Here is a 12,731-nt window from a genome sequence, read left to right as displayed (position 1 = left end):
AATTTATCACCTAAATTTCTTGTGGTACCATTAATTTGAGTGCAAATTTAGTCTTGCATTACGTTTAAAAATAATTATGTCAAAGATTTATACCAAAACAGGGGATAAAGGAACCACAGGGTTAATAGGAGGGAAGAGAATTAGCAAAGGAGAATTGAAAATTGAGGCCTATGGTACGGTAGATGAGCTAAACTCTTGGATAGGATTATTGCGAGATGTTTCCGAAGACACAGCAAAGAGAGAAATTTTGAAGGAAGTGCAAGACAGACTTTTTACAATTGGAGCAGAGCTGGCTTCGGAGTCTGGCGGTGGCGGAGTAAAGAAGCTTCCAGATTTAAAAGAAGAGGATATAAATCTTCTTGAAAATCAGATGGATGAAATGAACCTAGAACTGCCGGACTTGAAACATTTTGTTTTACCAGGTGGATGCATTAACGTCTCCTATGCACATTTGGCTAGGACGGTGTGTAGAAGAGCAGAAAGGTGTGCGATAAGACTTCACGACGAGGAAGAACTCAACTTTATGATCATAAAATATTTGAACAGACTTTCAGATTATCTTTTCGTGCTGTCGAGGAAGATGGGCCAGGATGAAAAAGCCGAGGAGGTTAAATGGTTTCCAAGGGTTTAGTATTTATAAGTTAAACCTCCAGTTTCGTATAACGAGACCAATTTTATGTTCAATGAGTCCGCTTGTTTTTTGAGCGTAGCAATTCTGTATTTGGAATTGGTGTCGTCTAAAATGATTTCTTCGGGATAGGTGTCAAACTGCTTTTCAATATTGTAAACAGCGTTATTAGAAACGATAACTCTCGAAAATGAATCTTTCACTTTGGTACGGAAAAATTGTTGTATCCATAAATGATTGGATTCGCCCAACTCGAAAGTGAAGTTCTGTTTCCCATTTTCAGGGCTGATGATTTTATAGTTTTTTACACCAAGATGGTCGTAATAGTTTTTTAAATGAAAATTATAGGCTCGAGGGTTCTTAGCTGTGACGGAGTCCGTGATAAATAAAGCAGACTTAGCATCTATGAGGCTAAAACCGGAGGAACGTGGGATAAAATGAAAAGTAAGTTCCTTTTGTCTACGCTGAATGAAATCTTCATGAAAATTCCAAGCGGAAATTATCAGGAATAAGGCTAAACCTGTAAAGAGATACTTAGATTCTCTTTTTAAGAAAAATAGAATAACCAGAAAGAGGAAAATATATAAGGCCACAACTTCAAACTGAGAAATGGAAAATCCTTGAAGCTTAGATTCAGGTAGGGCAGAAACATAGAAAATGGATTTATTAAGAACGACCAGGGTATATTTTAACAGCCAAGCTAAAACATCCGAAAGGAAGGGTACCCAATAGAATAATAGTGAAGGGATGCCCAAAAAAAGAACCGCACTGCTCAGTACCGTAACCAAAGGATTCGTCAGTAGGAAATAACTGGGAAACTGATGGAAATAGTAAATACTTAAAGGAAATGTGAATAGTTGGGCAGAAATAGAAAGAACACTTATTTGCCAGAGTTTGGTCAACAGCCAGTTTTTAGGTTGATATAATTCGTTTAAATAAGGATAGAGGTATAATATCCCAAAAATAGCCAAGTAAGAAAGCTGAAAACCAACTTCAAACAACCAGAATGGATTGATGAGTAACAGCAAAAACGCTGATGCCGCTAATACATTAATACTGTTTTTATCTCTTTGGATTAAAGTACCTATTTGAATAATGCTAAACATGAGTGTGGCTCTAGCCACACTCGGAGAAAAACCAGTAAAAAGGGCATAGGCCCACAAGCAAGAGACAATAATAAGACCGTATAGCCATTTTGTCTTTTTGTTACGGTTTAATGGGCCAAATATAAAATTTAGCATAAGCATTAGGATTCCCACATGAAGCCCTGAAACAGCCAGAATATGAATGGCACCTGCCGTGGCGTAGGCGTCGCGTACGTCTGCGTCAAGTTCGTCTTTAGTGCCTATTAGCATGGCTTCAGCCACACCTATATTGGCTTTGTCTACCAATATTTCGTGTAGTCTTTCGCTGGAAACCGTATTAAGAGCGTAGGACAATTGGAATACGGGATTTTTAGGTTTGTAACCGACTTTCGTATAATCATCTTTTCTAAGAAAGTGATGCATTTTAATTCCCCGTCTGGCTTGAAAGAGTTTATAATCAAATTCGAGGGGGTTTTTGGGACCTTCAATTTCTCTGGGAGTAGCAGCTATCAAGTAAATGTCTCCATATTTCGGTTTTAAGGTATCTTGTGAAAAGTAAAGAAGAATATCCCCTTTTGATTCTTGCCAGACACTGTCTTTTCTAACTTTATAAATTTCACCAATGGCCTTATAGGATTTTGGCTTGGTTTCTATGGCAGAATTAACTCTTATGAGATAAGCTTCAAAATCGTTTCTTTGGTTTTGAGAATTTCTATCATGAAAACTTGAAAATAGCCAGCCTATGGTTATCAAGCAGCTATAAATAGCAATGCTAAAAACCGCATTTTTCTTATGATATAAGCCTAAAAGAAGAACTATAAGGGAAACCCCAAATACTATAAATACTTGGGAAAGGGAGAGATTGAAAAATTCAAATACCAGAATGCCTAGGATAAGAAAGAGCACCAAACGAATAATAGGATAGGCTCTTAATTCCATGCTTAAGTAGATTTAGTTTAAAAGTATTGCGGCCAAATGCTAGCCATAGCTTTCCTTCTCATTCGGGAAGTCTCCAGATTTTACATCCTTAATATAACCCGTGAAGGCATTGGTCATTTCGGTATGTAGGTCGGCGTAGCGTCTTAAAAAACGAGGGCTAAAATCCTTGTTTATTCCTAACATGTCGTGAATGACCAGAATTTGTCCATCACAGCCATTTCCAGCACCAATACCCACCGTAGGGATATCAATGGAAGCGGTGACCTCTGCGGCTAATTCCTGAGGTATCTTCTCTAAAACTACACCAAAACATCCTAAATCGTTAAGAAGTTGGGCATTAGATTTAAGTAAATCTGCCTCATCTTCACTTTTTGCTCTAACCGAATATGTTCCAAATTTATAGATAGACTGCGGCGTTAAACCTAGATGACCCATTACAGGAATACCGGCACTTAAAACCCTAGAAATGGATTCTTCTATTTCTTCTCCACCTTCCATTTTTACCGCATGAGCACCTGATTCTTTCATGATCCTGATGGCCGACTTTAAAGCTTGGGTGGAGTTTCCTTGATAACTTCCAAAGGGCAAATCTACTACCACAAGAGCCCTCTTTACTCCTCTAATAACCCCTTGGGCATGATAAATCATTTGATCCAAGGTGATAGGCAAAGTGGTCTCATGACCCGCCATAACATTTGAAGCCGAATCGCCAACTAAAATTAGCTCTATACCAGCAGCATCTACAAGGGTAGCCATAGAATAGTCATAGGCGGTAAGACAAGCTATCTTGTCGCCTTGCTGTTTCATGTTGCGTAAAATGTTGGTAGTAATTCGTTTTACATCAGAATGTACAGACATAATTTACTTTAAGTTTTGTTGAAGATTGACGATTTTTTGTTCGATTGCAAATTTAATTTTGCCAATGCTATTCCGAGAAGTTTATTTTCTAGCTAACCAAATTTCAGGATCCATCTTGGTGAACTGATGCCAGACTTGAAAGTTTATTTCATACTCACCACCTTTTTCTCCGGCTATACCAATCAATTGACCGGCAATGACTTTATCCTGTAGTTTTATATTGACGGATTTCAAATTGGCGTAAACGGTGAAATATTCGCCATGCTGAATAGCTACCACATTATTCAGACCTGGAATTTGAGAAATATCAAGTACAATTCCATCAAAGACGGAACTTACACGTGCATTTGGAGAGGTTTGGATATCTATTCCGTTGTTGTCAACTTTTAGATTTGTTAAAATTGGGTGGTTTTTAACGCCAAACTTATCTGAGATAAAACCGTTTTGAACAGGCCAAGGAAGTTTTCTTTTATTGTTTTGAAAGGATGCCGACAAGGCGGTATTGACGACGGCCTCATTCGGAGTGGCATTGCTTACTTTTTCGGCAGATTTGCGAATAATGGAAGAAATAAGGTTATCGAGTCTTCTTATAGCTTGTTTTGAGCTTTCTATCTCTTTCCTGATATTTCTCTCCTCTTTGGATAATTGAGCTACCGTTTGGGATTGTTCTCTTTGAAGTACCGAGAGTTTCTGAGTTTCTCCTTGTTTTTGAGTTAGCACATTCTGTTTCTCATTTTTCTTTTGAGAAAGCTCTTGTTGTCTGCTCGCTAGCGTTTGAGAAACTTTATTTATTTGTCCAACCTGTATTTTCCTATTATCCGTGTATTGTTCTAAATATTTATACCTCATTACGAGGTCATTGAAGGAACGAGCAGAAAAAAGAAAACTCAATTTATTGAGCTTCCCACTAGACTTGGAGGCTATGTAAAGCATCTCTGCATATTCTTTCTTTAAAGCAGCTAACTTTTTTTGAAGTTCTTGGTTGGCCACTTCCAGCTCTCCTATTTCAGTATCTATTAAATTGATATCTTGGGAGAAGAGATCTATTTGCTTTTGTTGATTGAATATCTGCGTGTTGAGAGCTTTAACTTTTCCAATGGACGCCTTTTTTTGAGAACTGGTTTGATTGAGTACTCGCTCAGCTCTTTTAATATTTTCTAGATTTTCTTTTTTTTCCTTTTCTAATTGTTCTCGGGACTTCTGGCCACACACAGCCATACTCGCACATAAAATCGCGATTAAAAGGAAAGCTTTTTTGAAAGTGAAAACCATACCCAAAATTAAGTCAAATTTTTAAAGAAAGTGTTTTCCGCTAGAAGGCAATTATTCCTTTCTCATAACTTTTAGGAATGGCATAGGGGAATCTAAGCTGGTTATCTTGAAACTCAAACTTAGTATGTTTAAAATCAAGCGTAGAGGTTTTGATCTGGTCTCCTCTGAAGACATCAATTTTTGCAAAAATGGCGTGAGGGACAACGACCCCATTGATAACTTGAATAAAGTCCGAATAAGAGATACCAAGTTTGCTTTTTCCACCCAGGTCTTCTGCAAGAATGGTGGTTAATTTATGATTTACATTGTCAATTTGGTTCTCTATTTTAATGTTTTGAGTACGCTGAAACAAACTGGTATATAAACTATTTAATTGAACTAAATCATCGTCTTTTTTTTCAAAGGGAAGGTTACCAATAAGCAAAGACTGTAAAAGTTTAAAGTCAAAATCGAAGTTAAACTGGTTATTAAGCTCAGAAATGCTTAGTCCGTAATATTTTCTGTTAATTCTATCCATGATTAAAATGGAATCCTGTGTGATGAGGCACCTGGCGGCTTCTATGCCTACAGAAACAGAGATCCAGATGACGCTGTCTTTCTTAATATGAACATTGGCAGGGAAAGATTGAGATAGGTTTTCGGACTGAAAGTCTATTTTACTTTTAAGTTTAAGATAATCAAAGTCAGATTCGCTTATCGTTAATGTTGCTGGCTTTCCTTGAATAGCCGTTGAGTCCATATTAGAAATATCGGATTTTGGAAGCTCAGCAATAGATTTTTGGATCTTACCTCTTTTACAGGAAAATTGAAAAATAAGAAGTGTAAGTGCAAATAAAAGACGGGTTGATTTTGATATCATGAAGGCGGTTACTCGATGTATTGCTGTTTTAATATTTTTTCGTCAATGTTTTTGCTGTTCTCTCCCAGTTCTTTTGCTTTTTTCCATTGCTCAATGGCTTGTGTAACATCACCTAGCTTAAAAAGTATGTCGCCATAATGTTCTAATACCGTTCCGTTCACATTTTTGGAATACAACACGGCACTTTCAATAACCTCTTTGGCGTGTTGATAGTTTTCATTCTTAAATAATACCCAAGCCCTAGTGTCCAAATAGTCGACGTTCCCTGGTGCTAAACTCACCAGTTTTTCGGTCATGGATGCTGCTTTATCAAGATTTCTACCTCTTAAGGCTAAATAATAACTGTAATTATTAAGAACGGGCAAGTAGCCTGCATCCATCTTCAAAACCTCTTCAAAGGCCTTCTCAGACGCAGTGTATTGCTTAGTAGCATTATAGGAGTCTCCTAAAAGCGACAAAATATGTTTTAGAAGTTCAGTATTGTCAAAAGATAAATTTCTGGCTTCTTCTAGGGCATAAATGGCGTCATCATAATTTTTGGCTAAAACATTTCCGTAGCCATTGTGATACCAAAAGAATGCCTGATTAGGAAAATATTCTGCGGCTAAACCTGCATCTCTAATCAAAGCTGGCGTATCATTTAACTTCGTATCAAGCTCCACTATGGCTAACCAAACTTCAAATACTGATTTATCAAATTCTATGGACTTTAAGTAGCTTTCACGGGCTTCTTCAAGTCTGCCTTTTTTCATCCTAAGGTCACCCATGATAACATATGATCCTGCTAGTTTAGGATCTATGTCAATAAGTTTTTGAGTCAGAGAAATGGCGTTATTGATATTCTCTGTGTCGGGCTTGGTTTCTACGAGTTTAACGAAGGAGCTTAAAACCTTAAGCTTAATGTTAGATTCTAAAGATGGATTTTGAAATGCAAGCTGTAATTCCGTATTACAGGCACCTATGTCACCCTGTCGTCTGTAAATGTCAGCCAATAAAACATGCCCCTCGGCTAGGTTTGGGTCTTTTTGTAAATAATCTTTTAGTAACTTTTCTGCGTCCTCTAGTTTTTGATTACCCATCATTATTTGAGCCTGATTTAGAACATAATCAGGATCTAAAGGTTGGTTTTCAATAAGCCTGGTTCCTTCTTTTATGGCGGCTTCTACTTTATTCTGCCTAAGAAAAAGTATTTGTTTTCTATGGGAGATTTCTTCATCTGCACCAATATTTTTCTCAACTTGATTGTACAGTTTAATGGCTTGGTCATACTCCTCTTGGCTAATATAAATGTCACTAAGTAGAATATAAGATGAAATATCTAATGGGTTCTTTTTGATGACCTTCTTATAAAGGTCTATAGCGGCAGTATAATCTAATTGACGTGTAAGTATGTTGGCATAAAACTTTTGATAGTAGGTGTTTTCTTTGTCCAGTTCTAAAGTGCTTTTTGCTGCAGTAGATGCCGCGTTAAGGTTGTTTAATTGTTCATATGCCTTACTGAGCATGTGGTACATGCCAGCTGTGGGTTTAAATTTCTTAATAACAGCTTGAAACATTTCGGCAGATTTGGCATAATTCTCGGCAGTATATTCTTTCATGGCATCGATAAATAGCGACTCAGAGTTTATCTCTTGTTCATCTTTTACGCCATTGGTAGAGGCACCTTGAGCCATAGAAAATAATGGCAAAAGAAATGCAAGAAGTAAGAAATATGCTTTAGCCATTAATGGTTATGTTTTTATCAATTTAAGAGAAGTCTATTGATAGGATACAATTGATAGGATACAATAGTTCTGCCAAATCAGAACGCAAAGTAGCTTATTTTGTTACAATTCGCCAAAATATCATTTAATAGACCGTTGAGGAGGAGAAATGTCGCTTTTTTATACAAATTTGTAGAAAGAAAGATTTGTTAACGACTTAAGACGAAAATGGCCAAAAGCAAACACAAAAAGACCCCTATTAAAAATCAACTTAGTCAAAAAGCAGTTCCACCATTAGACACATTTGAAATAGACAAGAAATGGGTGCTATTGATAATGTTAGCGGGTGTTTTCTTGGCTTACGCCCAAATTTGGGGCAATGGCCTTGTCTGGGACGATGACCCCTACATTACCCTTAATGATGCCGTTAAAAACTTTGATTTAAACGCTCTTTTAACGGGATTCCATGTGGGTAATTTTCACCCAATGACCATGCTTACTTTAGCCGTAGAATATGCCATAGTGGGCGAAAGCCCTTGGTTGTATCATTTTAATAACCTTGTACTGCATAGTTTAAATAGCTATTTGGTATATCTCTTAATAAGCCGATTAAATAAAAACTTTTGGGTGGCCATCTTGACCGCCGGTTTTTTCGCTCTCCATCCGTTACATGTGGAGTCTGTGGCATGGGCTGCAGAAAGAAAGGATGTACTCTACACCCTGTTTCTTTTATTGTCTTTCTTGACTTATTTAAACTATCAGACTTCCAAAAATAAAGTTCAGTATGGTCTCTCGATACTGTTTTTTATACTTTCTTGTTTTTCAAAAGGTATGGCTGTGGTGTTGCCTGCTCTATTAATAATTACTGATTGGTGGTTTTTGGATAAGAAACTGAGTGTTAAAAACCTTTTAGATAAGATTCCTTTTTTCGTGGTGACTTTGACATTTGCATACATTGCCACCACAGCCCAAAAAGATGCTGGGGCAGACGCTACTTCGGTTATTTCTGCGGCTTATACGGTATCTGAAAGAGCCAGGATTGCTTGTTACTCCTTTTTATTTTATTGGGTCAAAACCATTTTTCCAAGTACGCTACTGCCTTTTTACCCTTATCCTGGAAAACCAAATGGTGCCATTCCTGGGATATTTAATCTTGCTGCTTTTGTGTTGCCTATCTTTTTAGGAGTGGTCTATTTTTTAGGAAGGAAGAATAAGAAAATATGGTGGGCTGTCGCTTTTTTCACTATTGCCATTTCGACGGTATTACAGATTTTACCGGTGGGAAGTGCTATCGTAGCTGATAGGTATTACTACTTATCCTCTATAGGACCTTTATTTTTAATAAGTCTTTTCTTAGCCAAAGGAATACAGAAATCGCCTTCTTGGAAGTTTTTCAGTTTTGCTCTTTTGGCGGTATGTGCTCTTTTAAGTTTTGTGCAAGTGCCACATTGGAAAAATGGATATACACTCTTTAAACCTGCGGAGAAAGTATACCCACAAGATGCGATGGTTTTAAGCAATATTGGCTGGTATCATTTGAGAGAAAAGGAGTTTCCTATGGCTAAAGAATATCTTACCCGTGCCGACAATAATGGATTTAAAAATGCCGATGTATGCCGTACTATTGCTTCCATGTATATTGACGAAGAGCAGTTTGATTTAGCCATCCCTTATATTGAAAGGGCATATAATTATATGCCTATAAATAACAGGACAGACTGGCTTATGGCCTTAGCTCTAAGTAAAACAGAAAGAAATGAAGAAGCTTACCAATATGCTAAATTGGCAGCGGAAGCCGAGCCTGAAAATTTTGAATATGTCAATACCTATGGTTCAGTTTTGTCTGCGATTGGTCGTGGAAATGAGGCAAGGGCTATTTATGATAAATTGCTAAAAGAAAACCCTGACAACTTGGATTTAATTTTAAATCGTTCTTTTAGCTATAGACAAGAAGGTAATTTGGCAAAGGAAATCGAAGGCTTAAAGGCCCTAATTACTAAAGACCCTACTTATCTGGTGGCTTATAAAAATATTGGATTGAGTCTAGCGGAGTCTGGAAAGAATGACGAGGCTATTGCTTATTGGGAAAAGGCCGCGGAACTAGATCCTAGTGGAGATTATGAATATAATATTGGTATAAACCACGCCAACAGAGGCTTAATTCTCGATGCTATAGCATGGTATAAAAAAGCGGCAAAAAAAGGAAAAATAGAAGCCGTTGATATTCTAAACCAAAATGGTGTGGCATTCTAGAATAACAGTATAGATAAGACCGTTAACAGCCTTATCTATACTGTTCTATTATCCTAAAAAGAGCTTTTTGTGTTTTAAGGTTTGGGAAAAATGGATAAATCTGCTCGTGGGCGTCAAAGTCTAGATTTAAACCATCTTGAAGATACTTGTAGGCCTCGTTATACGTGCCATCATAAACCAAATAAACGGTAGCTCTATAATATAAATCAGCGTCTCCCGGCACTTCTTCAATGGCATTAAAGATGATCTCAAAGGCTTTTTGATACTCTTTTTGTTCAAAATATAGTAAAGACCAATTTAGCCAAACATCTATATTCTCTGAATCCAAATTTGCGGCATGGTTATAGGCTTCTATACTAGACATCATGTTTCCTAGACGGGCTTCTATATCTGCCTGTAATAACCAATAATCACTGTTGGTTTCATTCAGCTTTGTAGCTTTTTTAGCGAAATGAATGGCCTCAATCCACTTTTTTTGTTCGTAAAGTACGGCTCCCATTCCGTACCATGCTTCGTCCCATTTTTCATCTATTTCGGTTGCTTTTTTGTAATTATTAAAAGCCGCCAAGAAATCGCCCAGTTTTTCATGACTAGACGCCAAGTAGGTCAAAACTTCAGCGGAAGGTTTTTCAAGCTCAAGGGTCTTCTGATAAGCTTCTTGAGCTTTTTCATAGTTTTCCTCGTTCATATAGTTATGACCAAGGTTAAACCAGCCGCTCGCAAAATCGTCTTTTATGACCACAGCAAAATCAAAGGCTCTTATAGCGTCAGGATATTGTTTTAGTCGGCTTTGAGCTAAACCTAAACAATACCATGCATAGTGAGAGTAAGGGTTTGTGTCTGTCAATCCCTTGAAGTAGGCAATGTTTTCTTCTAGTTTATTGAGGTATTCAAGATTATAAATAAGCTCCAAATAGGCTATTTCATTGTCGTACCCCAGAGCTATTGCTTCTTTATAGTTCACTACTGCAGTTTCAAAATCCCCAAGATTTTGGAAGGTTTGAGCCAGTTGGAAATATATGTCGTCTTTCTGGTCAGAAAGCATTAGCGTTCTTTCTAAAATCTCTAAAGCAGAATGATGCTCGCCCATAAGATTATAGATGACGCCTTTCATGTATAGAATTTCGGTGTCTGCTGGGAAAAAAGTAGCAGCCTTTTCTAGCAATTCTAAACCTTCTTCATACTCAAATTCATTCACATGAAGCTGAGTCCTATTTAATAGGAGTTCCAGAGAATAAGGATATTGGTCCAAACCCAATTGACATGCTTTTTTAGCTAAAACCCAATCTGATTTTTCAAGATAAAACTCAGATAAGGACTCATATATGTCTTCGTTCAGGTAATGCGATTCATTGTTTAGAACCATTTCCTCAAACTTCTTGGCGGTTTGGCTTATGCCTTTATCCTCGATGTCGTCAAAATTGTCGTTAAACTCAATATTCATTTAAAATGGTCTGCTGTTTTGAGAATATTACCTCGTCATGAAATTAAAATTAATTATTTTATGATGAGATTTCAACACTTAGAAACTAATTTATTTAAAGGATTTCCAGTTCGAAGTGGTCATTTCCAGCCCTTTTAAGCTTGAAAGTTCAAAATAAAGACGTTTTAATTTGCGAATAGCTACCTCAATCTATTTGTTTCGCATAATTATTAGGCCTTAGAGCTAAAAAAAGCAATGACCAAGAATATACTTTTAATGGAAGGGCCAGACTCAAAGGGCCTTGTTTATCATGTTACCAAAGTACTTTATAAAAACGAGTGTAACATTATTAATCAGGATGAATATGTTAGCCCGGCGGGTCAATTTTTCATGAGGACGGAGTTTGAAAGTGATAAAAACTTTGATGCCGAGATTGTCATTTCCGATCTTAGAAAAAGGGTTCCCAATGAGGAAATCAAATTTAGATTAAACCCTAAAAAGAAAAAGGACATTGTGATTTTGTGTACCAAAGAACATCACTGTCTTTCTGATTTACTTACCAGATATCATTTTGGAGAACTGGATGCTAATATTTTGGCGGTCATTAGCAACTATGATACTTTGGAGCCCTACGTCAACAAATTTGATATACCCTTTCATTACCTTAGTTGTGAAGGCCACAGTAGGGAAAGTCATGAATTGGAGATTTTGAAAGTCGTCAATCAGTATCAACCAGAGTTTTTGGTTTTAGCCAAATACATGAGGATTTTGACCCCCTATTTTGTAGCCAAGTTTTCAAACAAAATTGTCAATATTCACCACTCCTTTTTGCCCGCATTTATTGGTGCCAATCCATATAAACAGGCTTTCGATAGGGGTGTGAAAATTATTGGTGCAACGGCACATTTTGTAAATAATAATTTGGACGAAGGACCAATAATTGCTCAAGACGTCAAAAAAGTTGACCACAGATTCACTTCTAAAGATATGTCAAGAGAAGGGAAGGATGTAGAGAAAACGGTGCTTACCAAAGCCTTAAAACTAGTCTTCAACGACCGCGTTTTTATTTTTGGCAACAAGACCATTATTCTTTAAAAGAAAAAGCCTAACCTTAAAACAAAGGGAGAATCTCCGCCACCGAGGCCTTGGGGTGACACAAAACCCTTTCCATAGGATTGACCTATATTATACATTACAGAAATAAAACTTCCGTATTGTTCTCTCGTGCGACCTTGGTACATGCCAAGTCCAATGAGTGGAGAGCCTTCCCATTTTTTTGGAATTTCTCCTGTAATAACTTGATCTCTATCAAAAGAATAAAATTGGGTAATAGGAGCATTTATGATTTCATATTCTGCATGAGCAAAAAAGCTTCTCCAGATCGGTTGACGAATGAAAACTCTTGGGCCAAACATGGCTACGCCTTTGCCCTGACTATAATTTCCCTGATATATAAACGTTCCGCCTAATCCAGCTACCGTACCGCTTTCGTTAAGCTCATACCCAGCCATAGGAGAAAGGTCTGCGTAAAATGCTCCGAAAAAACCTAACCAGACATTTCCTCCAAAATGAAGATTTTCTTTAAAATTAGATTTAGGTTGTTCAAAGTAAATCGGCTTTTCTTCCTCTGGCTGAGGCATTTCTTGAGAAAAAGCTTGGAAGCCTAAAAGGAAGATGAATAAGGTGATAAGTGATCTTAGCATTAATAATG

Annotated in this window: 10 protein-coding genes; 3 read left to right on the top strand and 7 right to left on the bottom strand. The window is 37.1% G+C overall.

All coding sequences use genetic code 11. The annotated features are described in order from the left end of the window. Positions 1 to 76 precede the first annotated feature (76 nt). Positions 77 to 631, top strand: a complete 555-nt coding sequence (locus tag ACTBZY_RS04140; RefSeq protein WP_463045072.1) for a cob(I)yrinic acid a,c-diamide adenosyltransferase — start codon at positions 77 to 79, stop codon at positions 629 to 631. Here ACTBZY_RS04140 and ACTBZY_RS04135 read toward each other — a convergent pair. The 5 genes from ACTBZY_RS04135 to ACTBZY_RS04115 form a co-directional block, all read right to left on the bottom strand. Next, the gene (locus tag ACTBZY_RS04135; protein WP_463045071.1) at positions 628 to 2,652 is read right to left on the bottom strand and encodes a ComEC/Rec2 family competence protein; all 2,025 of its coding nucleotides are present in this window, start codon (positions 2,650 to 2,652) and stop codon (positions 628 to 630) included. The genes ACTBZY_RS04140 and ACTBZY_RS04135 overlap by 4 nt on opposite strands. Before the next feature lie 39 nt (positions 2,653 to 2,691). Beyond that, the gene (gene panB / locus ACTBZY_RS04130; RefSeq protein WP_463045070.1) at positions 2,692 to 3,510 is read right to left on the bottom strand and encodes a 3-methyl-2-oxobutanoate hydroxymethyltransferase; all 819 of its coding nucleotides are present in this window, start codon (positions 3,508 to 3,510) and stop codon (positions 2,692 to 2,694) included. Between the two features lie 81 nt (positions 3,511 to 3,591). Beyond that, on the bottom strand, positions 3,592 to 4,782 hold the full coding sequence (locus ACTBZY_RS04125; RefSeq protein WP_463045069.1) for a murein hydrolase activator EnvC family protein: 1,191 nt from the start codon (positions 4,780 to 4,782) through the stop codon (positions 3,592 to 3,594). A gap of 40 nt (positions 4,783 to 4,822) precedes the next feature. Next, entirely contained in the window at positions 4,823 to 5,641 is an 819-nt protein-coding gene (lolB1, locus tag ACTBZY_RS04120; protein ID WP_463045068.1) for a lipoprotein insertase outer membrane protein LolB1, read from the bottom strand. An 8-nt stretch (positions 5,642 to 5,649) separates the two neighbouring features. After that, positions 5,650 to 7,365, bottom strand: coding sequence for a tetratricopeptide repeat protein (locus tag ACTBZY_RS04115; protein ID WP_463045067.1), 1,716 nt, complete (start codon positions 7,363 to 7,365; stop codon positions 5,650 to 5,652). A gap of 207 nt (positions 7,366 to 7,572) precedes the next feature. Between ACTBZY_RS04115 and ACTBZY_RS04110 the strand changes: the two genes are divergently transcribed. After that, positions 7,573 to 9,597 carry a tetratricopeptide repeat protein gene (locus ACTBZY_RS04110; RefSeq protein ID WP_463045066.1) on the top strand — a complete coding sequence of 675 codons (2,025 nt, stop codon included), beginning with the start codon at positions 7,573 to 7,575 and terminating at the stop codon, positions 9,595 to 9,597. Positions 9,598 to 9,628: 31 nt separating this feature from the next. On the opposite strand, the gene ACTBZY_RS04105 is transcribed toward ACTBZY_RS04110, so the two are convergent. After that, positions 9,629 to 11,041: a tetratricopeptide repeat protein gene (locus ACTBZY_RS04105; protein ID WP_463045065.1), complete on the bottom strand. Its 1,413-nt coding sequence runs from the start codon at positions 11,039 to 11,041 to the stop codon at positions 9,629 to 9,631. Between the two features lie 234 nt (positions 11,042 to 11,275). On the opposite strand from ACTBZY_RS04105, the gene purU reads away from it, so the two are divergent. After that, a complete protein-coding gene (purU, locus tag ACTBZY_RS04100; protein WP_463045064.1) occupies positions 11,276 to 12,115 on the top strand; it encodes a formyltetrahydrofolate deformylase in 840 nt (279 codons plus the stop codon). On the opposite strand, the gene ACTBZY_RS04095 is transcribed toward purU, so the two are convergent. Next, the gene (locus ACTBZY_RS04095; protein WP_463045063.1) at positions 12,112 to 12,723 is read right to left on the bottom strand and encodes a hypothetical protein; all 612 of its coding nucleotides are present in this window, start codon (positions 12,721 to 12,723) and stop codon (positions 12,112 to 12,114) included. The two genes, purU and ACTBZY_RS04095, sit on opposite strands and share 4 nt — an antisense overlap. Positions 12,724 to 12,731 lie beyond the last annotated feature (8 nt).

This window comes from Arcticibacterium sp. (genome assembly GCF_055134445.1).
The sequence above is the reverse complement of the archived record's forward strand: the minus strand, read 5'-3'. Positions and strand labels throughout refer to the sequence as shown.

Excerpts from the sequence above, each read along its gene's own strand:
- lolB1 (WP_463045068.1), bottom strand. The coding sequence starts at position 5,641 with ATGATATCAAAATCAACCCGTCTTTTATTTGCACTTACACTTCTTATT.
- ACTBZY_RS04135 (WP_463045071.1), bottom strand. The coding sequence starts at position 2,652 with ATGGAATTAAGAGCCTATCCTATTATTCGTTTGGTGCTCTTTCTTATC.
- ACTBZY_RS04105 (WP_463045065.1), bottom strand. The coding sequence starts at position 11,041 with ATGAATATTGAGTTTAACGACAATTTTGACGACATCGAGGATAAAGGC.
- ACTBZY_RS04140 (WP_463045072.1), top strand. The coding sequence starts at position 77 with ATGTCAAAGATTTATACCAAAACAGGGGATAAAGGAACCACAGGGTTA.
- ACTBZY_RS04110 (WP_463045066.1), top strand. The coding sequence starts at position 7,573 with ATGGCCAAAAGCAAACACAAAAAGACCCCTATTAAAAATCAACTTAGT.
- purU (WP_463045064.1), top strand. The coding sequence starts at position 11,276 with ATGACCAAGAATATACTTTTAATGGAAGGGCCAGACTCAAAGGGCCTT.
- ACTBZY_RS04115 (WP_463045067.1), bottom strand. The coding sequence starts at position 7,365 with ATGGCTAAAGCATATTTCTTACTTCTTGCATTTCTTTTGCCATTATTT.
- ACTBZY_RS04125 (WP_463045069.1), bottom strand. The coding sequence starts at position 4,782 with ATGGTTTTCACTTTCAAAAAAGCTTTCCTTTTAATCGCGATTTTATGT.
- panB (WP_463045070.1), bottom strand. The coding sequence starts at position 3,510 with ATGTCTGTACATTCTGATGTAAAACGAATTACTACCAACATTTTACGC.
- ACTBZY_RS04095 (WP_463045063.1), bottom strand. The coding sequence starts at position 12,723 with ATGCTAAGATCACTTATCACCTTATTCATCTTCCTTTTAGGCTTCCAA.